At 51.6% G+C, this 19,607-nt stretch carries 22 protein-coding genes; 14 read left to right on the top strand and 8 right to left on the bottom strand.

The features are described 5' to 3' along the window. Window positions 1–161: 161 nt before the first annotated feature. Window positions 162–740: a hypothetical protein gene (locus tag BST81_RS02335; protein WP_075596939.1), complete on the top strand. Its 579-nt coding sequence runs from the start codon at window positions 162–164 to the stop codon at window positions 738–740. Window positions 741–809: 69 nt separating this feature from the next. On the opposite strand, the gene BST81_RS02330 is transcribed toward BST81_RS02335, so the two are convergent. The 4 genes from BST81_RS02330 to BST81_RS02315 all read right to left on the bottom strand — a co-directional run bounded on the left by BST81_RS02330 (window position 810) and on the right by BST81_RS02315 (window position 7,800). Then, complete coding sequence (locus BST81_RS02330) at window positions 810–4,283, bottom strand: serine protease (RefSeq protein ID WP_075596938.1); 3,474 nt, start codon at window positions 4,281–4,283, stop codon at window positions 810–812. Continuing rightward, the gene (locus BST81_RS02325) at window positions 4,280–4,606 is read right to left on the bottom strand and encodes a CU044_2847 family protein (RefSeq protein WP_075596937.1); all 327 of its coding nucleotides are present in this window, start codon (window positions 4,604–4,606) and stop codon (window positions 4,280–4,282) included. The genes BST81_RS02330 and BST81_RS02325 overlap by 4 nt, the downstream gene beginning before the upstream one ends. Window positions 4,607–4,846: 240 nt before the next feature. Further along, window positions 4,847–6,427, bottom strand: coding sequence for a hypothetical protein (locus tag BST81_RS02320; RefSeq protein WP_143780188.1), 1,581 nt, complete (start codon window positions 6,425–6,427; stop codon window positions 4,847–4,849). 791 nt (window positions 6,428–7,218) lie between these two features. Continuing rightward, the gene (locus tag BST81_RS02315; protein WP_075596935.1) at window positions 7,219–7,800 is read right to left on the bottom strand and encodes a tyrosine-type recombinase/integrase; all 582 of its coding nucleotides are present in this window, start codon (window positions 7,798–7,800) and stop codon (window positions 7,219–7,221) included. A 154-nt stretch (window positions 7,801–7,954) separates the two neighbouring features. On the opposite strand from BST81_RS02315, the gene BST81_RS02310 reads away from it, so the two are divergent. From BST81_RS02310 to BST81_RS02270, 10 genes are all read left to right on the top strand, one after another. Beyond that, window positions 7,955–8,530, top strand: coding sequence for a WYL domain-containing protein (locus BST81_RS02310; RefSeq protein ID WP_083636592.1), 576 nt, complete (start codon window positions 7,955–7,957; stop codon window positions 8,528–8,530). A gap of 140 nt (window positions 8,531–8,670) precedes the next feature. Further along, the gene (locus tag BST81_RS02305; protein ID WP_075596934.1) at window positions 8,671–8,895 is read left to right on the top strand and encodes a hypothetical protein; all 225 of its coding nucleotides are present in this window, start codon (window positions 8,671–8,673) and stop codon (window positions 8,893–8,895) included. Window positions 8,896–8,958: 63 nt separating this feature from the next. Beyond that, complete coding sequence (locus BST81_RS02300) at window positions 8,959–9,453, top strand: hypothetical protein (RefSeq protein ID WP_075596933.1); 495 nt, start codon at window positions 8,959–8,961, stop codon at window positions 9,451–9,453. Continuing rightward, entirely contained in the window at window positions 9,453–10,268 is an 816-nt protein-coding gene (locus tag BST81_RS02295) for an ATP-binding protein (protein ID WP_075596932.1), read from the top strand. Before BST81_RS02300 ends, BST81_RS02295 begins: the two co-directional genes overlap by 1 nt. After that, on the top strand, window positions 10,265–10,486 hold the full coding sequence (locus BST81_RS02290) for a hypothetical protein (RefSeq protein ID WP_075596931.1): 222 nt from the start codon (window positions 10,265–10,267) through the stop codon (window positions 10,484–10,486). Before BST81_RS02295 ends, BST81_RS02290 begins: the two co-directional genes overlap by 4 nt. Then, window positions 10,483–11,505, top strand: coding sequence for a metal-dependent hydrolase (locus tag BST81_RS02285; protein WP_075596930.1), 1,023 nt, complete (start codon window positions 10,483–10,485; stop codon window positions 11,503–11,505). The genes BST81_RS02290 and BST81_RS02285 overlap by 4 nt, the downstream gene beginning before the upstream one ends. Window positions 11,506–11,512: 7 nt before the next feature. Next, the gene (locus BST81_RS26905) at window positions 11,513–12,598 is read left to right on the top strand and encodes a hypothetical protein (protein ID WP_083636590.1); all 1,086 of its coding nucleotides are present in this window, start codon (window positions 11,513–11,515) and stop codon (window positions 12,596–12,598) included. 16 nt (window positions 12,599–12,614) lie between these two features. Further along, window positions 12,615–13,319: a hypothetical protein gene (locus BST81_RS02280; protein ID WP_083636589.1), complete on the top strand. Its 705-nt coding sequence runs from the start codon at window positions 12,615–12,617 to the stop codon at window positions 13,317–13,319. A 112-nt stretch (window positions 13,320–13,431) separates the two neighbouring features. After that, on the top strand, window positions 13,432–13,707 hold the full coding sequence (locus tag BST81_RS02275; RefSeq protein WP_075596929.1) for a DUF6794 domain-containing protein: 276 nt from the start codon (window positions 13,432–13,434) through the stop codon (window positions 13,705–13,707). A gap of 87 nt (window positions 13,708–13,794) precedes the next feature. Further along, on the top strand, window positions 13,795–14,952 hold the full coding sequence (locus BST81_RS02270) for an endonuclease NucS domain-containing protein (RefSeq protein WP_075596928.1): 1,158 nt from the start codon (window positions 13,795–13,797) through the stop codon (window positions 14,950–14,952). A gap of 40 nt (window positions 14,953–14,992) precedes the next feature. Here BST81_RS02270 and BST81_RS02265 read toward each other — a convergent pair whose 3' ends face one another. Continuing rightward, complete coding sequence (locus BST81_RS02265) at window positions 14,993–15,496, bottom strand: hypothetical protein (protein WP_075596927.1); 504 nt, start codon at window positions 15,494–15,496, stop codon at window positions 14,993–14,995. A 159-nt stretch (window positions 15,497–15,655) separates the two neighbouring features. Here BST81_RS02265 and BST81_RS02260 point away from each other — a divergent pair, with 159 nt between their 5' ends. Then, window positions 15,656–15,991: a S24 family peptidase gene (locus tag BST81_RS02260; protein WP_075596926.1), complete on the top strand. Its 336-nt coding sequence runs from the start codon at window positions 15,656–15,658 to the stop codon at window positions 15,989–15,991. Window positions 15,992–16,004: 13 nt separating this feature from the next. Continuing rightward, window positions 16,005–17,282: a Y-family DNA polymerase gene (locus BST81_RS02255; protein ID WP_075596925.1), complete on the top strand. Its 1,278-nt coding sequence runs from the start codon at window positions 16,005–16,007 to the stop codon at window positions 17,280–17,282. Between the two features lie 149 nt (window positions 17,283–17,431). On the opposite strand, the gene BST81_RS02250 is transcribed toward BST81_RS02255, so the two are convergent. The 3 genes from BST81_RS02250 to BST81_RS02240 all read right to left on the bottom strand — a co-directional run bounded on the left by BST81_RS02250 (window position 17,432) and on the right by BST81_RS02240 (window position 18,825). Continuing rightward, window positions 17,432–17,617 carry a hypothetical protein gene (locus BST81_RS02250; RefSeq protein ID WP_075596924.1) on the bottom strand — a complete coding sequence of 62 codons (186 nt, stop codon included), beginning with the start codon at window positions 17,615–17,617 and terminating at the stop codon, window positions 17,432–17,434. A gap of 227 nt (window positions 17,618–17,844) precedes the next feature. After that, window positions 17,845–18,468, bottom strand: coding sequence for a hypothetical protein (locus tag BST81_RS02245; RefSeq protein WP_075596923.1), 624 nt, complete (start codon window positions 18,466–18,468; stop codon window positions 17,845–17,847). A gap of 93 nt (window positions 18,469–18,561) precedes the next feature. After that, on the bottom strand, window positions 18,562–18,825 hold the full coding sequence (locus tag BST81_RS02240) for a hypothetical protein (RefSeq protein WP_075596922.1): 264 nt from the start codon (window positions 18,823–18,825) through the stop codon (window positions 18,562–18,564). A gap of 24 nt (window positions 18,826–18,849) precedes the next feature. On the opposite strand from BST81_RS02240, the gene BST81_RS02235 reads away from it, so the two are divergent. Then, complete coding sequence (locus tag BST81_RS02235) at window positions 18,850–19,476, top strand: thermonuclease family protein (RefSeq protein ID WP_171974641.1); 627 nt, start codon at window positions 18,850–18,852, stop codon at window positions 19,474–19,476. Window positions 19,477–19,607 lie beyond the last annotated feature (131 nt).

Here is a 19,607-nt window from a genome sequence, read left to right as displayed (position 1 = left end):
TTTGAGAAATCTGATCCCACAAAAATCATAGTCGAGCGACATGCATAACGCATGACATTTTGAACGACATGCCATGATAGAGACAGAGGTAATCAAAATAGAGAGCTTGCTATTACCTGGTAGTAGCATTGTTTCCCAGTCGGCAGTTCTTGGAAGAAACCATGTCAAGAGGATTTGGAGCTACAAAGCCTAAGCGCCGTGCTAAAAAGCCTTCAGCATCCCAAGCATCTAAGGTGCGTCAGTGCGATGTAGAAGCAGGCTCCCGTTTTTCTCCAGAGGAAGACTGGAAAGTTAATTGTGAAAAACAAGCTTTAGCCTGGTATGCCGGTGTCTACAATCCCTTAGCTGAAATCGAGCCGGAACGTATCAGATCGATCGAAGCTGATGAGGAAGAGTGGCTATTCCTTGCAAGGATGATTGGCTGGCTGGAGGTTGATGACGAGCTAGATGCACTTTACTTCACAGCAGCACCCCCAGCCTTTGATGAGGTCCAAGCGGATTGGTATCTTCGCCCAGTCCTGACAACCTTTTTAGAAGAGCCAACTCCCCTTAAAGACGTGATGGCTGATCATCCTATTCCTCACCAACTGGTCGATCAGGTCATCGCACGTTACACCAAGCGACTGAAATGGAAGCCCGAAAGAATAACAGCTTTTATCCGGGAAGTCACAAACAAGCACAGCAATGAGTTGAAAAATGAAGACTACGCAGCAATTCTGCTGGAACTTCAACGTCTATAGTTGATAGGCTTGCTCCACAGATTCGCCAGGAATATTTGATGGTGGTTTATGGTTTTAGTTCAATGATTGTTATTTCCCATCTTCGCTAACACCTTCGAGAAAAGCGATCGCGCCTTTTGCCCAGACATTGTTTTCGGCAAAATGTTCGCCAACTTTGATACCTGCTTTTTTGCCGCCATTCCACAGCCGTTTGAGGTTGATGAAGTTTTGCCACCGCTGGTGATCCTGGGCTTTGATGAGTTTTGCCTCGACTTCAATAATTTGAGGTACGGTGGTTGGGTCTGCCAAGGTGGGATATTTCTGTTGAAGTTGCTCAATAAATTGCTGATAGTCAGTGAGCAAAATCTCAAAGGTTTGCTCTGAAGAACTGGTTTGCTGAGTAAATTCTATGGTGCTACCTTCAGCTGCATAGTTCACGCCAATAGTTGCATGTTGCTGATTGAAGATTGGTGCTTTGTCACTCATGATAGTTAAACTCTCTAAAGTTTTTATAGTTATGGCGTTTGAATCGCCATTGGGGTGAGTTTGGCGCTCGGTTCGCTGTGCTGCTAGATGGGCTTGAAAGATTTCATAGTTGTAAAACTTGCAGTTGACTTGGGTAGCTGTGATCACCTTTAAAGCTTGTTTGCCAGACAGGGTAGGAATGAGAGTAAGGAAATAGGAAAGATAGCTAGCTATCTTATTTGGATGCTTCTCTGCTATCTTGACTAATACTTGTGCAGCATCCCAACGTACAGCAATTTGAACACTACTAAGAAGCTTAATCCATTCATCAATAGAATTACTTGAGCCAATACTAACTCGTGTGTCTATTGTTGAATAACTCATAAGAGAACCAGGCTCTTCAAACAGTTTAGGTAAAGCAGCAGAAGCAGAAGTCTCTGATATAAACTTCGTTGCCAGATTTTCTAAACCCCAATCCTGATCAGGATTGACACTTTCCAGTAGTTTGGCAAGCATATGAAAAGTGCCTAAATCGATTGTGTTTAGTACTTTCTCTTCCATTTGTTTCCCTAGACTTTCGATTAATTCGACACGACCGGAGTGGACAGCGTTTAAACTGATTTGGCTCATCATCTTTTCTACAATTTTTACCGAAGTTACATCAATCGCATTATTTTTTATCAGCCTAAAAATGTGGGGAATGATAAGTTCCAAGAAGCTATCTTGGCTCATTTCAAATTGATTTACTACCAATGTTGCTATGCGAAGAAGAAGTTTAGGATCAAATTGTTCTATGGTTTCGAAAAGAGTCCAAAAATCAGTAAAATCACCTGTAAAATCATCTACAAGAGCATTGTTTAATGCTTCTGACATACTTCCATGAATATCACATTCGTCTAATACCTTCGAAAAAAACTCCACTATAATGCTATCTGGAATAAACTCGCCTATTATCATCGCTACTGTCATAAAGACATCAGCATCAGCATGGTCTAACAATTCCAATAAGGCAGAAACCGCATAATGAGATCGCGATTCTCTCAGGAGTTGACTTTTCAACCAAGCCGGTACTGCTAATTTCTCTACATATTTGACGGTTTGTTCCTGAAACATTGGCTTCACTGCACCCGCTAGTTTTGCCCCCAGCACCAAATCTACATCTAGCGCCAGCTGCACTACTCGCAGCGCCTGCACCTCACTATTCACTAGAGCCAGCATCAACGCTATTGGCTCCGTCCACTTCAAGTAGTTGAGGTAATCCCACTTCAGTTGCTCATCAGTCAGACTTGGCAATCGATCTAGGAGGTATTCTGCCGCATAATATTCCTGGAATAACTGATGATGAAATTCAATTTCTTCCGGCTTGGCGGCATTCTGAAGAAGATCATGGTTGCATAAATCTTTGAGCCACAGCTTTGCCTTCGTGGGGGCATCGACAGTTCCCCGTTGATGGAGCCAAGTTTCCAAAATTCCTGCGGCTCGACTATTGGGGATGGTTAGCCAGGGTTCCAGCTGTTTCTGGAGAGCAGTACTTTGCACCTCTCCTTGAATCATGGAAAATGCCAAATACCGGAGAATCTCTGACTTGAATTCCCAGAAATTCTCGGAGACAGAGACGTATTCAATTTCTTTTTTAATGCGCTTGTAATCTCGATCGAACCACTGGAATAATTCCCCTTGATTTTGGGGAATGTGGTTGATCTCTAGACCAACCACATCACACATCAGTTTCAACAGCAAAGGTGTTTCTGCCAATTCCCGCAGGCGATTGAGCAATTGATCCAATAGGAGATCGCCCTGTTCCGGCAAGTACTTGCTGATAAATTCCCGCATTTGTTCCGGCAAATACTTGCTGATAAATTCCCGCATTTGTTCCTCAGACAAGGGCTTCATCTCCAGCCGCTTGCCAATGCCCAAGTCCCCTCCTAGAAAATCTCGCGTGGTGAAGATCATGGGCACTGTTAGGTTATCCTGCCGAAATTGGATGAGTGATCTGCGCAAGGACTCATTGGGGATTTCATTCACTCCATCCAGCAGCAAAACAAACTGCTGTTGTCGAAGTAACCGCTTAATCTCCTTTAGCTCCAAGTCGTATAGATCACCTTTCTCTAGCTCACTAGCGATTGCCTCTAGTACTGGGAGATCGCCCTTCAATTGCACCAGCACCGGAACTTGACCTTCCTCTGCCAAGGACACAGCCAACTGTCGCAACGTGGTCGATTTCCCTGAACCCGGTCGCCCTGCCAACAACACGTGCTCCCGATGGTTTCCAAGCGCATACTTCCGCAACCCCTCCAGCACTGGAAATTGCTCAACCGTTTCTTGGGTCGGCTGTTCACGTCCATTGTCTTGAGCTTGCCGCTTCACTGATCGGGCTTCCAAGGACAACAGGGCATCGGTTGGAGTGTACAGGTGACGCTGTTGAGAATAGTGGTAAATCACCGCCTCTCTATAGGGCTGAAAGTCAGGTCCAGGCGATGTAATTAGGTTTACCCAGCGCAGATCGTGCCCATGAAACGTCTGCTGAAGCGATCGCAATTCAGGCAACTGCTCCAGAATCATCTGTGTCGGAATGGCACCACCGCCCAGATCAAAGGAGCGATCGCGCGTAAATTTCACCATTCCACATACCTTGCCCGTCCGCTGATTCAGCAACGGCGCTCCACTCATCCCAGGACGCACCTGCCCTAAAGCAAATTTAATTAGTGCTGATTCATCCCCTGTTAGCCCTTCGCAGTTGAATGTTACTGGGCAGCCGTTGGGAAAGTCCTGGTCAGGATAGCCAAATAAATACAGCGGATCGCGGGAGCGAATCTCCTCATCAAAGTACACGCAAGGTTGATTTGCCTCGGTAGAACCTATTACCCGTAGTAAGGCTAAATCAAGCGGGTCAGCTAACAACCGCTCCACTGTCGTTTGCGCCCAGTTCTCCTGTTTCTGCCAACGCACCTGAACAGATTCATCTCTTGCTTCTTGAACCACATGAGCACAAGTGAGAATCCATCCGGGAGCCACAAAGAAGCCTGTTCCCCAACCCAAACGACCAGGAAGAGTCAACCTCACTGTGCATTGTTGTAGCAGATCCTCTAGCTGGCTCATGATTCAAGCTTAGGTGGGGCTTCCCATTCCAATGTAATTTCCAGATTAGCCTTGCCAGAACCTTTGACAATGATTGCCGTCAATTGCCCAGACTCGATCGCCAATTCCATACCAAATTTCACCGTCGCCTTTTTAGGTCTTACTTTTTGGATTGGTGTTGCAATCATCTGCACTACACCCTCGATCGCATCTGCCACTGGCTGAAATTGCTTTGGATCAAAACTGACATCCTCCCGGCCAGTTTTCGACACCTCAACTTTGACGATCGCTCCATTGGGAAGCTGAACTGGAACAGTGTCAGTACGAGATTCAGCAAAAGTCATTTCAATCCCCTTTCAAGTTGAGTTGCGCTATCAATACAGAAACTGTTCTGAGGTAAGTAACGCTACGAATCAACTATAATCTCCGGCTACTGGTTTTTCCAAGGATGCACAGTCTCGAAGCTTCCTCAGCAGGTCAACCAGTTCTGCGTCAGTTAATTGCCACCGGCTTCTTCCTCCAAACTGTTCTGCGATCCAACTTTTCGCCTGTGCAGGAGTCCAGCCAAGGCATTGAAACTGCACTTAAACCTGCGCGATCACATCCCCGATATCCTCTGGATTAGAATCGGCAGCTACCGCAGAACCGTTCTCAGAATCTCCTGAATCAGGCTCCGCCACAGCAGAACCATTTAGCAGAACATTAGGTGGTGAACTTGGATTTGGGGAGGAACTCGATGATAACGGCTCACCCAGCAATTCCAGTTGTTTGCTCTTTGAACGGAAATAATGCTCATCAGGAGGAGGCAGATCATTAGAACGAGTTTGTTTAGACTGCTGGCTCTTGGTAGCAATTTGAGCCAGAATCTGCCGAACCAACGCAGGTCCAGTCAAGGAAACTTCAGCCTCACCAGTGTGAGAGGGATCCAAAGGAGAGGGAGCATTCTCTCTAGCAGGTTCACCTGTGGAAAACCCCCCAGACCCCCCAACAGCTAGATCAAAAACTCCACCTGCTTCCTGCACTGAGGGTGCAGAAGCAGGGTCGGAGATAAGCTTATTGGTATTAGTAGGGTGGTATTCCTCATCCAGCAAGGGTTTCAAGCTTTCGGAATTGCCCAAACTTCCTTCAAGAGGGTGGTATTCCTCATCCAGCAAGGGTTTCAGGTGTTCAGGATCCCACAAGTCGCGATATTTGTTTAAAGTGACGTTACCAACTCCATAGGTTCTGAGTACCCTCTGACGCGCTGATTTTTGGGCTGGCAGTGTACCCTTTTCCAGTTGATCAGCGACCGCACGTCTGATCCGGTCTTTGGCTGCCTGAGACTGTTGTTCGTTCCAGGATGGTTTGCTGTCACCTGAATGTTCTTCTAAGGGCTGCTGCATCAGTTTCTTGCTGGTAGAAGGGTATGGGTAGTAGCGAACTTCTGCCGCTCGTGCCCACTCTGCTGCCTTCTTATGGATCTCATGCTGGTGCCCGCAGAAGTCCAGATACCCGGGGAGAGATTGAGCGACTTCAGCAATTTGGTCAGCTAAGGCTTGCCCTTCTAAAGGCTCACCTCCGAACAAAGCGTGATAAAACACCCGTTCCCGATTTGCGATCTTCCCAAGCAAAAATTGGGTTTGTCCTGAGCTTGTCCAGCCAGGCTCAATATCGTTGTTCAAATCAGTCAAATACTTGCGCCCACGGGTTCTGATCCTCTTTCCGTAGCTCTTGCGCTGCAATGATTTGGCAAGCCGCTCTACCTTATTGGAAGACACCTGGTTCCGGCGTGCAGCAAACTCCCATTGTTGAACAAAGGCGTGGTGAGAGGAGAAAATTGGCTCCCAGTCCTTGTTCAGCAGATAGGATCCCTGTTGGAGTGGCAAACGGTGGCCGTTGTAGTTGATGGGCGATTGAGTTGCAGGTTTTGGGTTGGGGAAGATTTCAAGTTGTCCGCCTCGTAGTTTGAAGCCCTTTCCTTCCAGCAGAGACTTGGCTACCAAGGCGATCGCCCAGGACAGAACTGCTTCTTCAAACGGGAAGTACAGGTGCAACCCACCGCTATCCGAACTTCTGACAATAATGCACTCGACCAACCCTAGTGGTTCAAGTGCCTCCAGAAGTCGGGCGATCGCTAATGGATCCTTGTTAGGGTGGTAAGCACTGCGAGCATCAACGTCAGCCATGAGGTACTGCGTAATACTGCCGAAGCGGACACCATACAGATACTCGCCTTTCTGGATCATGCGATCAGTGAGCAGGTGAGTGCTTTCTGTCTTCCACTCTGGTCTTTTCTTTGGCTCTGGGTGCTCTGCCCAAAGGTAATCGCCTCGGTGAGGAAATAGGGCAAGAAATTGATCATCCCATTCCCGAACAAATTCAAAACGTTGAGGAACTGGTTTATAGGCAGGTGCGATCATTTAGCACCTCCTGGATTGGGCAGAGACCCAACTGAACTGGTCATGAACAAACTCCTAATAAATGACTTTCGTGTGTTGCGAGGCATGAAAGTCACCAAAGAAGTCGTCGCTTTTGCAAAAAATCTACATAAAAACCTTGCCTGGGACTTGCAACTTGATCCCAAGATGTTAAAATTTGTTTGCATGGCGAAGTGTCGTCATGTAGGGGATGGATTCCCTTGTCGGGTTATCCAGGCTACATACCGAACAACACATTGCGGAAGAAAGTTTCCTAGGCTCGTCTCGCCGCCTTGTGTACTCCTAATCGGTGACTTCAATATGAATACTTCGTGCGACCCCTGACTGGTACCAACAGTTGGGGGTTCAAACGTTTTGAGGCACCCTCCTTAATCCAATCAACACCTTTTATTTCCTCCAATGATCGTTATTTACCTGTCTGACAGGGATACGCTACGTTAACGCATCTTGTAGGGGTAAAGGTAGCGAAGCTGCAACGAAGTGCCACGCGGCGGCTAGAAGTCAATAGCATCATAGATCCTAGAAAAATTTTCTACTTTTCAATCCACCCAGAAGTCCTTGAAGCGTCTTGGTGCTAATTCGGTATAACGCACGGTGTGCTGAATATTTTTGTGTCCGAGATAAGCTTGAATGGCTCTGGTGTCGTGTCCTTTAGAAGCGAGGTAGAACCCACAAGCATGACGCAACATATGCGGATGAACTGGGAAGGGAATCTCTGCCAACTTCCCCGCCCGTTCAATAATGCCTCTGGCAGTGTCTTCTGCCATTGCAGCTCCTCGTTCTGAAATCAACAAATAAGGGGAATCTGGATAGTCTCGTTGCAATTGCCGCAGAGATCGCAACTCGGGTCCTCGGAGGGGATGAATCGAACTGCCCCCCTGCTTCAACCGGTTGATGTAGATCGTGCCACCGTTGAAGTCTACTTGTTCCCAGCGCAGTGCCACCAGTTCAGAAACCCGCAACCCATGACGATAAGCAATCAAGATCAAGGTTGCATCTCGGTTGCCATGTCGTCCCACATTTCTAGCCGCTTTGAGCATTGCCTCAACCTCCTGGGGTAGCAAATGCTCACGAGTTCGCACTTGGCAATTGGGCGTTTTAAGGGGTGGAGCAGTGGACATGATCAAAACTTGCCCGAAAATGATGGATGGACACCTGCAAATGAAACGGCTGAACTCCCACTCCTGCCTCAATTCAGTTTCGCAAACTTACCCATAAACGGGTGTTCCCTGGGATGTTTTGGTGAAATCACGAAAATTTTTCTGAAACTCCTGCATGGTCAAGGTTTCAAGCGCTGCGTGGCACTTCGTTGCAGCTTCGCTACCTTTACCCCTTGAAGTGGAGCGGTACATCCACCGACAGCAACCCTTCCAATTGTCTTATCAGGATGCCGCCGCAAGAGTCTGGAGCTTTACGATTCGCTATGCTGAAATCACCCTTCATGAAGATCGCCAATACCTGGATTGCTGGTGTGAGGAAACGCAGGGAAATCAGGATTTGTCGGAACTGATGCATAACTGGTGTCTGCGAATCGATCGGATCATCGATGCTGCCATTACGCCTATTCCAGGTGGATGGCGACCTGGGTTGGCGACAATTCCAGTGGAACTCCATCTCTTCGGAGGGTTGGCCTTTGCCTATCGCAGTAAAACAGCGATCGATGAAGTGAATGAATGGATCACTGACCCTCCTCAAACCAGGCGGGTAGTGCGGCAAATTTCCAATACCTTCTGGTTAATCCGGGAAGTGATGCGTTACGGCAAGGATTGTGAGATTGTTTCTCCTGCTGCGGTACGCGGACGCATTATTCAGGAAATTGAAGTTCTTTGTAGCACGTACAGTATATCCTAGCCAAATAAGTCCCTAGAACTATCTCTGGCAGGGAGAATTTAGATATTCTGCCTAATAGCTGACCCTTTTCCGCCAAATGACAAAAGCCTCAGTTCACTGGAATTTGGCAGGGATAGTATCAGCGTTCCATTCTTGTCATCATGCATATCCTCTATCGCATCACGGACCAGGGTCAGCAAACCCGATCGCTCCTCCTCCAACACATTCAACCCGGTGAGGAACTGACCCGTGAAGACTTCATGGCCAGGTCAGGGCTCTCCTATACCCAGGTGCGACGGCAAACTCGAAATCTCTGCATTGATGGTCAGCTCCAGTCTCGCCTAGAAGCGGGGAAACGGGTCTATTCTCTGAGAACGTTTCCGTAGTTTCTACCTGTTCTGGCTCAACGGTTGGTCAGTACCAGTGGGCAGACGAGTGAATGAAACGGTATGAACAAATTCAAGGAACTGGCGATCGTAGCCAATCGCCTGGGTCTACTCCTGATTCGGGCATTGCTTCAGACAATGGTGGACTGGCGGGAGTCGCTCCGATCGGTCCAGGAGAAGCGACCGGCTCTGGGAGAGGCACCAGCAGCGGCAGCCGTGGTGACGGTGGCAGCCGTGCCGATCGAGGATACATCGGAACAGCCTGCTCCGGAAGCAACCGATCTTCAGGCAGTTGTAGTCTCGATCGGGACAGTAGCAGGAGAGGATGCAGCCCTGGAGGTGGGGTTACCAACAGCGCTGCCAGAGACAGGCACGATCGGGGCCTCTGTTCCGAATCGTCGGGTGCAGGTGGAGTCTTTGCTGGATGCAGCCTGGGAGCAGGGACTCCGAACCTATCCCCAACTGCTCAGGTATGTGGAACTGTCCACGGGTGAAGCCTGTAGCCGCAAGACTATTGCCAACTGGAAGAAGCAACGGGGCCTGAGTGCAGCGGCGTGATGGAACTGCGGGTCGCTGAAATTGAGCAGGTCAGTGCAGCTTTGCAGGCGAAGCAGTCTGTACTCGTTTTAGGGGAACCGGGGGCGGGTAAGAGCTGGCTGGGTCAGAAGGTGGCGGACCTGCTGAAAGACATGAAGTATCAGGTGGCGATCGCCAACTATAGCGGGTCGGCCAAGGAGACGCTGATCAGTATCTGTGAGCAGTTGGGCATCCCGATCGAGACGCAGGATGAACGGCCTAAGGCGATGACGGCAGAGCAGCTCCGGAAGGAACTGTTACTGAATCTGCCCCACCCCAAAACCCTGATGATCATTGATGATGCCCATCGCTTCCCGGCTTCCCTGCGGTATTGGCTGGAGGACTGCCATCGGGCTGGGGTGCTGCTTTTGCTGCTGGCCACGGCTCCCCCGGCGAAAGATATTTTTTTAAAAATGCCGCGCATAGAAATGCAACCTCTTAAAGATGATGAGATTCGGACACTGATGTATCAGGAGGCAATGGCTCAGGGGATGACGCTTAACCCTGGTCAGTTTGCAGACTTGCAGCAGCGGGCAGGGAACAATCCAGCTCTGGCGAAGCGGGTAGTGCGGGAGGCCCTGTTGGGGGTAGGGGAGGCGCAGAGTACGGACCATCATCAGTATGTGGATGGCACCCCGTTTCTGATTGCGGGGGTGTCGATGATTGGCATGATCCGGTTTGTGGGGTTGGGGTTGGGGGATCGCAGTCTCTACATCCTGGGGGGAGTGATGACGCTGGTGGCGGTGGCCTTGCGGGTGATCTACTACTCCCTGAATCGGAAGCGGTCCCGACTATGACCATCTTTGGGGTGTGGGCGGACCAGGCGGATGCATTGTCGCCCGAGCAGTGGGTGAATGTGTGGTGGGTGAGTAGAACGGGACATGCAGAGTTCTATTGCACCTGTCAGGTGCAGGACTTGAACCTGGATTGCCCCAGTGACTATGGGTTGGAACTCATTGATGGGGAGGGAAACAGTATGCCATTTCAGGAGGTTGTGGGGAGGATTGCCGGATGATGAGTGTGACCCATTGCAGTATCGCCCTAGCGACGACCAGTATCGCCCTGGCGACGGCGGACCCGTTTGTGTTGCTGACGGCAGCGATCGGGTCCCAAATTCCTGATATCGACACAACTGAGAGTTTCATGGGGCGGATACTGTACCCGATCGCTCACTGGATTGAGGCCCGTTATCCCCACCGCACGATCACCCACTCGTTCCTGGCAACGGGGGCGGTGGCAGCACTGGGGGCACCGCTGCTCTGGCTAAACTGGCACTTCTGGGCGGCCCTGGTGCTGGGGCACTTCTGTGGCTGGTTGAGTGATGCCTTTACGAAGGCAGGGGTAGCGGCGTTTTATCCCTCTCCGGCGCGGCTGGTGATTCCGGGGAATCCCAGGGCAAGGCTGGAGAGCAAGTCTCCGTCAGAGTACTGGGTGCTGGCTGTCTCCCTGTTCCTCTGTGTCGTGTCGGTGAATCTGATTTCAGCAGGGGGGATTACGGAGCAGTTTGAACTGTTTTTTATGCGGGGCAGTGAGACGGCGGCGGATATGTTTCGCAAGTATGGCAGTGAACGCACGATCGTGGTGGAGGTATCGGGCATTCACACCCACACGTCCCAGCGAATCACGGGCAGTTTTGCGGTGATTGAAGCGACAGCCTCAGATGTGGTGGCTGAGGAGCAGGGAACGGGACGGCTGTACAAGATTGGCAATGGTGCTGATGTCCAGATTCGACCCACCCGGATCAGAACCCAGCTGGGGGAACGGCTATCGTTGCAGGTGCAGGAGATGACGTTGCGCGAGATTGCGGTATCGGATTGGGTGAAGCGGCTGCCTCCCAATGGGGATGTGAGTGGGTCCCTATTGCTGGATGACACGGAAGAGGTGCAGATTCCCCTGGAGATCCAGACTTACCCGGTTCTGCGGGCGACGGGAAATCGGGTGGAGCTAAGTCATGCCCGACCGGAGCAGGTGCGGGGGCTGCTGCGGGATTTTTGGATTCTGTCGGGTCGGGTGATCGTCAAGGTGAGGGGTTGAATTTAACGTGCTATACACCAAGTCCAAAGGAATTCTCTGTCTACTGCTGCTCTTGCTGTCTGGCTGTGCTGGAGAGGCGATTTCCCAGCAGCCACCAGCTTCCCTGCCAGCAAGCCAACTGGTGACGGGGGAAGAGTCGTCTCAACGGGGCCGATCGTTTAAGTTAAAACTAACCCTAACTGCTCCGGAAGATCTCAAAGTGCGGGAGGGGGACCGGGTGCAGGAGGGGCAGATGCTGGCCGATCGCACCCGCGACCGGGAACGACTGGAAGGACAGCAGAAACAGTTACAGTTGCAGGTCGATCGCTTGAAGGCTCCTATCCCCGGACCTCCTCCCCCTAGAACAATTCCAGAGATGGCGGCTCTGCCTGCCCCATCCTTTCTGAAGGAAGTAGCCGAGGTGGATCGGGTGAGGCTAAAGGTGGAGGCAGCGGAACGGAACCTGACCCAGCAACAACGGAAACTGGATGTCCTCCAGACCCTTCCGGCCAATGAAATCCCGGAGGCCACGATTCCCCATGAGCAGGAGGTGCTGGCCCAACGCCAGCGGGAGGTGGATCAGGCCAATGCGGACCTGGCTCTGGCCCAAGCCCAACTGGGTCAGGCTCAACAGGAGCGGCAGTACCAGGAGTATCTGCATTCCCTGGAGTTGAGCAAACGGGCGATCTCCATCCAGGCCCAGGAGCTGCAACGCCAGGACCAGGTGCAACGGCAGCAGGCCCAGGAGCGGGAACGCAGTTTCCAACTGGCCCAGCTTGATGCCCAGATGCAGCAGCTCAATGCCCAACTTCTCTTACTCTCAGCAATCAGGAGCCCTTACAATGGCAACGTTCAGCGGATTAAGTTTACCGGTCAGAGCGATCAGAATCTTATGGTGGAGCTGGTGCTGGTTGTGGCTCCTGACCAGTCCCGTCCTGGCTCAACCCCCAAAGCCCCAGCCACCCAAACCCCAGACCTCCGTTCCCGTCGAGACGACTCCCACCGAAACCGAGTCAACGAACACTCTGGACGAGAACGGTCCCCAGACCAACCCCAATCCGCTCAACCCGGCGGGGGATTCGCTGGACACTCTCATCCAGCTTCGCATCAATGATGATGCCTGGAAGGCCATGCTGGGGGAACTGCCCTGCCTAGAGGCCACCGAAGCCTGTATCAAGTCGTTGCAGGAGATGGCGGTTCAGAAGTCTCAAGCCTTGCAAGCGATCGACAGTCGGATCGAGGTGATCAACAGCAAGATTGAGGAGGCCAGGGCTAATAACCAGAAGACGATCGCGCTAGGGGTGTTTGAACCGCTGGTGCAATCCTGGCTGAAACTGGAGACCGTCACATCATCCACAGGCCAGCAACAGCAGCGGGGGTTTCTGGAGAATGTCTTAGATGTCTTTACGACTCCACTCCAGGGCGTGAACGAGGTTCTCTCCCTCATTGGTCTACCCCTGTTTCGGAATGCGATCGGGGGCGATGCTGCTGCTCAGCAACGCACGATTGCGATCGCGGACTTGCAGGTGAAGGTCGCTGAAGTGGAACGGCAGCGGGGGGAACTGGCGGCCAAGATTCGGGAGCAGGTGTTGCTCCAAGCGTTGGATTTTGACCAAACCCGACGAGAGTTTCAGGTGAGTCAGGAGGTGGCGAGGCGGGAGGCCCTGCGCTTGAAACTGATCACCGTCGATTATCGGTTTGGCTTTGGCGATACGAATGGGTACTTACAATCTCTGTCGGCCATGGACAAGCAGAAGGCCCAGACATTCCGGGATTGGGCCAAACTGAGACGGCAGTTGACGCAGATTAAACTATTAGTGTTAGGAGCGGATTAGCGCACTACTGTTCTGGGCTAACAACTTAAGAGGAATTCAGGAGCCAGGAGAAATAATGCATTCTGCCTCCGGCCTTCGACAGTTAGCCTTGTTTTGGAGAGACATTAGATCGATGACAGACATGCCTGCTGAGCCTTGGCCCCAAACCCTGGAAGAAGCTGTAGAGAGCATTATGGCTGAGCTGAGTCAGGAGGATAAAATCACGGTCCGTAACACTCCTCGCGAGGACCTGATCCGTTTCCATCATGGTTGGGGCACGGGTATCCGCAATAGTTTTGGGCTGTGGCAGGGGAATCAGGCGCTGCTCCAAGCCTGTAATAGTACTTTCCCAGATGATGCCTCGATGGTGATTATTGAGGCTGTCTGGGAACAATTGCAAAGCAGTTGATTGCCGAACGGGCTAGACTGCAACGGTAAATAAAGTATCGAGTTCTATCCCACTGATGCTGGAAAGACCCAGCCTGTTCATAATTGAATGTCAGACCACGATCGTAACCCTACTACCCTCAGGCTCCGCGTCTATGGAGATGTCGCCGAATTTGAGACTGAGCGACACCTGGAATGGTTCTTCTGGCATACCGTTCTGGCCCAGATGGGACTTACCCCCTTAAAGAGTCAATATAACTGTAGAGAGGGGGTCTGCGACATCCTAGCCAGGGGAGCTAACAAGGAACTGGTCATCATTGAGTTAAAAAACACCCAGGATTCTCATGTTGTCGAACAGATTACTGCCTACTTCGATGCACTGATCGACGAAAGACCCTTTGATGAGCAGATTGACTACAGCCAACCCATAGCACTCTATACCATCTGTCCCAGTTACAGTGCTCGGACAGAACTGACACTGAAATACCATAAGCTTGGCCTGACTCTATTCACCTATAGCATCATCAGGTGGGACGCCGGTTTCAAATTCATGCTATGGCAGTGGCCTGAGCCTGGAGAGGTTCTCCAGGTTGAGATTCCAGCAGCTCCAGAAGTTTTGCCCCATCTTGACCTGCCTGATCCACCCAGGTCATTTGTCAATTTGTTAGGAAAATGCACGGATGCGGAAAAGCATTGGGCTATTCGCACCCGTGATCAGACCTATGAATTTGCCCGCAACCACAAGCTGAAGATTGCTGAAACGCCTGATGGCAAATGGACTCGATTTGAACGGACAAAACAATACCCGATCGCTGAGCTGGGTTGGGACAACAAGCGGGATGAGTTGGCAATTTTCCTCTGGCTTCCGTTCATGACTGTTAACGGGCAATGGAATATGGGAGGACCCAGGTCAGAAAACTTCAAGAAAACTGCCATGATGCGGCTTTGGATCGTGAATGATCAGGTAACCTGTCTCGCATACGTGGAGAATGGACGCAAGAGCTGGTTAATTGTTACCAAGGAAGAAATAGAGACTGGGAAGTTTTCCTTACCCACGAAATTACGAAAGTGGATGCAATACACCCATAGTTACTGGAAGGGTTTAGCTATGCCAGTTCAGTTCTACTTGGAAACGATGGAACTACCCGATCGTGCCGACTCCTTAAGCTCATTTGTGGAACTGGCCTTAGAGCATTCCTTGCAAAGACTGCGAAAAAGCAAAAGCAGCCCCAATCAGCAAGCATCTGCATCCTTAAGCAACACTTGAATCTGTCAATTGGAACTCCCCTCCCCTGTCCATTGCGAAGTCAATGACCTGGCCGGGAGCGTTCTGGATAGCCTGCCTGGGAACAGTACAGGGGCAACGTATTGGGTCTGCTGCAATGCAACGTCACACTGGTATAGATCACCAGGGTCATGAAACTATAGGTGCCTGCAAGCAGGATCAGGGCCAGCTTCTGCCCGTACTTCCGGAGCAGTTCTGTACCCAACAGACTACCTGAGACGGCACCCCCGATCGCACCCACAGGGACGGTAAAGGTGGCAATAAAGAGGATCAGAATCCCGCCATAGGCTCCACCTCCAACAATTCCGGGAACAGACAGGATAGGTAACATCCCGAGCAACATCGTGCCCAGGAAAGAGCCTGCGATCGCAGGTAAGAGGGTTTGCTTCAAACGCCGCCGGATAGCCCCAATAATGCCTCCAACGCTGACTCCCACAACGAGAGCAATCAAGATACTCCAGGCTGTACTCCCCCACAATCCGGGCAAGATAATGTTCGTTATCAGGTCGAGATTGAAGAGTTTCATGGCAGAGTTTCAAAGTGTTTACTTCAGGCTGGTCAGTTTTCAGAGCCCAGAATAACACTATGCTCTGGCATCAATAACCCGATGCTGATTGGAGCAGAACCCATAGGTCTGCCTGTCAAAAGGCTAGGATGACGGTAGCCTCTTGCTATAGTGTTCCTCATGTCCTTTCCTGCACCGGATATCGGCCTTGTCACAACTCTGGACCTCAATGCCCTGCTGGTGAAGCGTCCCGCTGCCACCTTCTTCATGCGGGTAGCGGGCGATCGCATGGCGGGTGACTGCATCCATGATGGGGATCTGTTGGTGGTCGATCGCTCCCTACCTCCCGTTGCGGGGAAACTGGTCGTGGCGGCCCTGGCTGGGGAACTGGTGGTGCGTCGCATTCATCGGGTGGAGGGGCAGTGGCACTTGCTACAACCTGGTTCGGCGAATCTGGAGGCAGCTCAGGACTTTGAGCTGTGGGGCATGGTCACAGCCATCATCCACACGGTTTAGGCTCAGGTGACCAATGCAAGCTAAAGTCATTGCCCTGGCAGATTGCAATAATTTCTTCGTCTCCTGTGAGAAGGTCTTTAATCCTGCCCTCAAAAATCAGCCTCTTGTGGTTTTGAGCGGGAACGATGCCTGTGTGGTCAGCCGTTCCCCGGAGGCCAAAGCCATGGGTATCAAAATGCAGGCCATGGGCAGCAGCATCAAGGGTCTGGTTAAAACGAAGGGCTTGCACATCTTCTCGTCTAATCCAGCCCTCTATCGGGATATGTCCAGACGGGTCATGTATACCCTGGGCCAGTTCTGCCCCACGGTAGAGGTCTATTCCATTGATGAAGCTTTTCTGGATCTGAGTGGGTTCCAGCGCCAGAACTTGCTCGACTATGGGCAACAGATCCGTGCCACTGTGAACCAGTGGACGGGAATTCCTTTGTCGATCGGCATTGCTGCTACCAAAACCCTGGCCAAGATTGCCAACCACCTGGCCAAAACCGATCGCGCCAGTGGTGGTGTGGTAGACCTGACGGCTCGTAGTGACCTAGAGGGAATTCTGGCTGAGGTCGCAGTGCAGGAGGTGTGGGGCATTGGTCACCATATTGCCGAAGCCCTGCGCGATCGGGGCATCTATACCGCTCTGCATCTGAAGCAGGCTGACCCCAACTGGATTCGCAAACGGTTCAGTATCCTCACCTTACGCACGGTGTTGGAACTGGGGGACACGTCTTGTCTGCCTGTCCAGGCCAGTCATGACCCCAGACAGGGGATGATGGTGACCCGGTGTTTTGGGCGGCCTGTGACGGAGGTGGAGGAAATCAAGCAGGCGATCGCCACCCACACCAGCAGGCTGGCAGAGAAGCTGCGTCAGGAGGGACTGGCGACTCAGAAGTTGATCGTTTCGATGCGGACCAACCGTTTCGCCCCTACGCCCCAGTATGAAAACGCTCAGGAGATCAGGTTAGAGCAGGCCACCAACCGCACGGATGAGCTGCTKCGTCCGGTGCTGGAGGCTGCGGCTGCTATCTTCAAACCAGGATTTGAATACTACAAAGCGGGGGTGTCTGCTCCGGAACTGGTAGATGCGGGCACGGTGCAGGTGGACTTGTTTAGCAGTTCCCCAGCGGATTCTGAGCAGGGGCAGCGGTTGATGGAGGCAYTGGATACCATCAACCAGAAACTCGGAGCTGGGACGATCAAGTATGCGGYAGTTGGGCTGCAGCAGGACTGGAAAACTCGTATAGCCTATCCGTCTCAACGCTATACGACSAACTGGAAGGAGTTACCGATCGTTAAGGCTTGAATATTCACCCTGATTGGAGAATCTGGTCATTAACAGAAGACAGCCTTCTCCTGACTCCTCCCATAGAAAAAACCCCAGTCCATCTGAACCGGGGGTTGTCCTCAAGAGGAAGGGATTAGGAGATTGGTGTTCGATCGGGCAATGAAATCTTACTGAACTACCTGGAACCGCCAGTTGAGCGCACGAGGAGCCTGGTAGGGGGCAACGGGAAGAGGCATGTCTCCATAAGTTTCACCGGGGGCATGGAACCGCCAGTTCAAGGCGCAGGGCTTGCGGTAGGGCTGAGCAGTAGCGGGTGTGTAGTTGATCGTTTGGCCCCGGTAAATCAGTTGCATCGTAGAAGCCTCTGGGGTTGAGTGTGATGCTATTAACTCCCGGCTGAAGCCGTTCCGTTTCGCTCCCTGACTAGTGATCCGATCGGGGTCGGGGGGTGATCCTCCTGGCTCCAGCCCGTGATGCCAGTCATCTGGGGCTGAACGATCGGACCCACAAAAAAGCCCAGACCTTTCGGACTGGGCAGGGTAGGAGTGAGGCTGAAAGCTGAGGTTTGCTGAGAAGAGGATTAGCTGCCGGGAGCCATCATTAGCCAGTCTGAGGGATAGTAGGTTGCACCATTCCGACACAGGAGCGTTCCCTTCTGGTTCAAGCTGGAGAAGGTTGTGGGAGCCGCACCATTGATCCCAACCTGGGTATTGGCTGCATGGGTAAACCGATTGTTAGGACGGACCAGGGCAAACCCACAGGTATTGGCTCTTACCCGTCGTTCTGCCGTTTCTGTTGTTTCAATCGCAGCAAACTGATTGGGATTTTTGCCCACGATCACGATCGACCCATCATAGGTCTTGAAATTATCCGGTCGGGCTTCTTGAAAGCTACCATTGACGCAGGCAGGTAGGAGTTTCTGGGTTAGCATGTCGGTGTCGATCGCCATGCTATCGACTTTGATGGTGCCGGTGATGGGAACGCCCCCAGCTCCTCGCACGACCACGGCTCCACAGCCATTGGCACGGGCAGAAGCAGTGCGGGGACTGCCGGGGTAAGTCAGCAGCACTTCCTGCTGGGGGGCCAGATCGGTAATGATGATATTGCTGTCACTATCCCGATAGTTCCCAGCAGTGGCAGGCAGGGTGGTTAGCAGGACTGCTCCGAAAGAGAGGATAGCAATGACTCGTCTCGTCTTGTTCATAAGCTCCTTGTTCAAACATTAAGTTTGAGGAACCCTATTGACCAAGCCTCCTAGCAGTCATCAGAACTTTTACTGAATTGAGTTTCAAGGAATTCAGTACTGTTGTTGGAGTAGGTCTGCCAGTCGGTATCCAGCCAGGATATTCTCTTTATTCGGATCAACGCAGGGGGGAACGGTAGAGCGATCGTCGGAACGATAGGGAAAGTTGATATAGTGCCAGCTTGGATGATCAAATTCACTGTTTTGGCGGGTGTCAGCGAGCCAGCGGGCCACTAGCATGAGCAGATACAAATCCTGGTCTTTGGGGTCAACCTGGCGCAGTTGAGGAGCCCACCGTTGCTGGAAGTCGGGATGCAATGTCTCGCAGTAGGACAGCTATGCATGAAGCTTAAAGCCTTATTGAATCTCATTCCCTTAAGTGCTCTTGCGATCGTTACTTTCCTGATCTGGCAACAGTGGCAGGCAAGAACCCAGAGTGCTCATCTCGATTATGACCAGCCTCTGCCTGCGACGGCAGCACAACAGTTTCAACTCCAATCTCGACCCCAGGCAGAACGGGCTGAGGTGGTGAGTGTTCACGATGGCGATACTCTGACGGTGCGGCAAAACTGGCAGACATTCAAAGTGCGGCTGTGTGGCATTGATGCCCCGGAACTGAGCCAGCCAAGAGGCGCGGAAAGCAAGGCCCAGTTGCAGGCTCTACTGCCTCCAGGGCAGATGGTGAGTCTGTTTATCAGTGATACCGATCGCTATGGTCGCAAGGTAGCAGAGGTGTATATCTCTGCTCACTCACAGCAAACAGGCGCGGAGAAGGAGGTCAACTATGAACAGGTGGTGACGGGTAATGCCTACGTCTATCCCCGCTATGTCGATGGCTGTCCCAATGGTTTTTTACTGGTGCAGGGGGAAGCGATCGCGCAGCAGAGTCGGGTAGGGGTGTGGCAGCGATCGGGCTTGGTGGAACCGTGGGAGTATCGCAGGCAGCAGAGGAAAAAGGGAAATTATTAACGATTTTTCAGCACTCCACAGTCTGAATTTTGCTAAGCTGGGAGAATTATTAACTAGCTCAATTCTCATTTCATCCTTCTCAAAAGAAGAGAACCCCAAGAGAGTGAGCTTTGCCAGCAGTGTAAGACAAG

The sequence above is a fragment of the Leptolyngbya sp. 'hensonii' genome (assembly GCF_001939115.1).
In the GTDB taxonomy this organism is placed as follows: Bacteria; Cyanobacteriota; Cyanobacteriia.
Note: the sequence above shows the minus strand (reverse complement) of the source record. Positions and strands in the feature narration are given on the sequence as shown.

What these genes read in the sequence shown, in the direction of transcription:
- BST81_RS02310 (WP_083636592.1), top strand. Translation starts at nt 7,955, where the DNA reads ATGGTCAAGGTTTCAAGCGCTGCGTGGCACTTCGTTGCAGCTTCGCTA.
- BST81_RS02330 (WP_075596938.1), bottom strand. Translation starts at nt 4,283, where the DNA reads ATGAGCCAGCTAGAGGATCTGCTACAACAATGCACAGTGAGGTTGACT.
- BST81_RS02270 (WP_075596928.1), top strand. Translation starts at nt 13,795, where the DNA reads ATGTCAGACCACGATCGTAACCCTACTACCCTCAGGCTCCGCGTCTAT.
- BST81_RS02260 (WP_075596926.1), top strand. Translation starts at nt 15,656, where the DNA reads ATGTCCTTTCCTGCACCGGATATCGGCCTTGTCACAACTCTGGACCTC.
- BST81_RS02315 (WP_075596935.1), bottom strand. Translation starts at nt 7,800, where the DNA reads ATGTCCACTGCTCCACCCCTTAAAACGCCCAATTGCCAAGTGCGAACT.
- BST81_RS02275 (WP_075596929.1), top strand. Translation starts at nt 13,432, where the DNA reads ATGACAGACATGCCTGCTGAGCCTTGGCCCCAAACCCTGGAAGAAGCT.
- BST81_RS02265 (WP_075596927.1), bottom strand. Translation starts at nt 15,496, where the DNA reads ATGAAACTCTTCAATCTCGACCTGATAACGAACATTATCTTGCCCGGA.
- BST81_RS02335 (WP_075596939.1), top strand. Translation starts at nt 162, where the DNA reads ATGTCAAGAGGATTTGGAGCTACAAAGCCTAAGCGCCGTGCTAAAAAG.
- BST81_RS02300 (WP_075596933.1), top strand. Translation starts at nt 8,959, where the DNA reads ATGAACAAATTCAAGGAACTGGCGATCGTAGCCAATCGCCTGGGTCTA.
- BST81_RS02290 (WP_075596931.1), top strand. Translation starts at nt 10,265, where the DNA reads ATGACCATCTTTGGGGTGTGGGCGGACCAGGCGGATGCATTGTCGCCC.
- BST81_RS02245 (WP_075596923.1), bottom strand. Translation starts at nt 18,468, where the DNA reads ATGAACAAGACGAGACGAGTCATTGCTATCCTCTCTTTCGGAGCAGTC.
- BST81_RS02320 (WP_143780188.1), bottom strand. Translation starts at nt 6,427, where the DNA reads ATGGCTGACGTTGATGCTCGCAGTGCTTACCACCCTAACAAGGATCCA.
- BST81_RS02235 (WP_171974641.1), top strand. Translation starts at nt 18,850, where the DNA reads ATGAAGCTTAAAGCCTTATTGAATCTCATTCCCTTAAGTGCTCTTGCG.
- BST81_RS02250 (WP_075596924.1), bottom strand. Translation starts at nt 17,617, where the DNA reads ATGCAACTGATTTACCGGGGCCAAACGATCAACTACACACCCGCTACT.
- BST81_RS02305 (WP_075596934.1), top strand. Translation starts at nt 8,671, where the DNA reads ATGCATATCCTCTATCGCATCACGGACCAGGGTCAGCAAACCCGATCG.
- BST81_RS02295 (WP_075596932.1), top strand. Translation starts at nt 9,453, where the DNA reads ATGGAACTGCGGGTCGCTGAAATTGAGCAGGTCAGTGCAGCTTTGCAG.
- BST81_RS02325 (WP_075596937.1), bottom strand. Translation starts at nt 4,606, where the DNA reads ATGACTTTTGCTGAATCTCGTACTGACACTGTTCCAGTTCAGCTTCCC.
- BST81_RS02280 (WP_083636589.1), top strand. Translation starts at nt 12,615, where the DNA reads ATGCTGGGGGAACTGCCCTGCCTAGAGGCCACCGAAGCCTGTATCAAG.
- BST81_RS02285 (WP_075596930.1), top strand. Translation starts at nt 10,483, where the DNA reads ATGATGAGTGTGACCCATTGCAGTATCGCCCTAGCGACGACCAGTATC.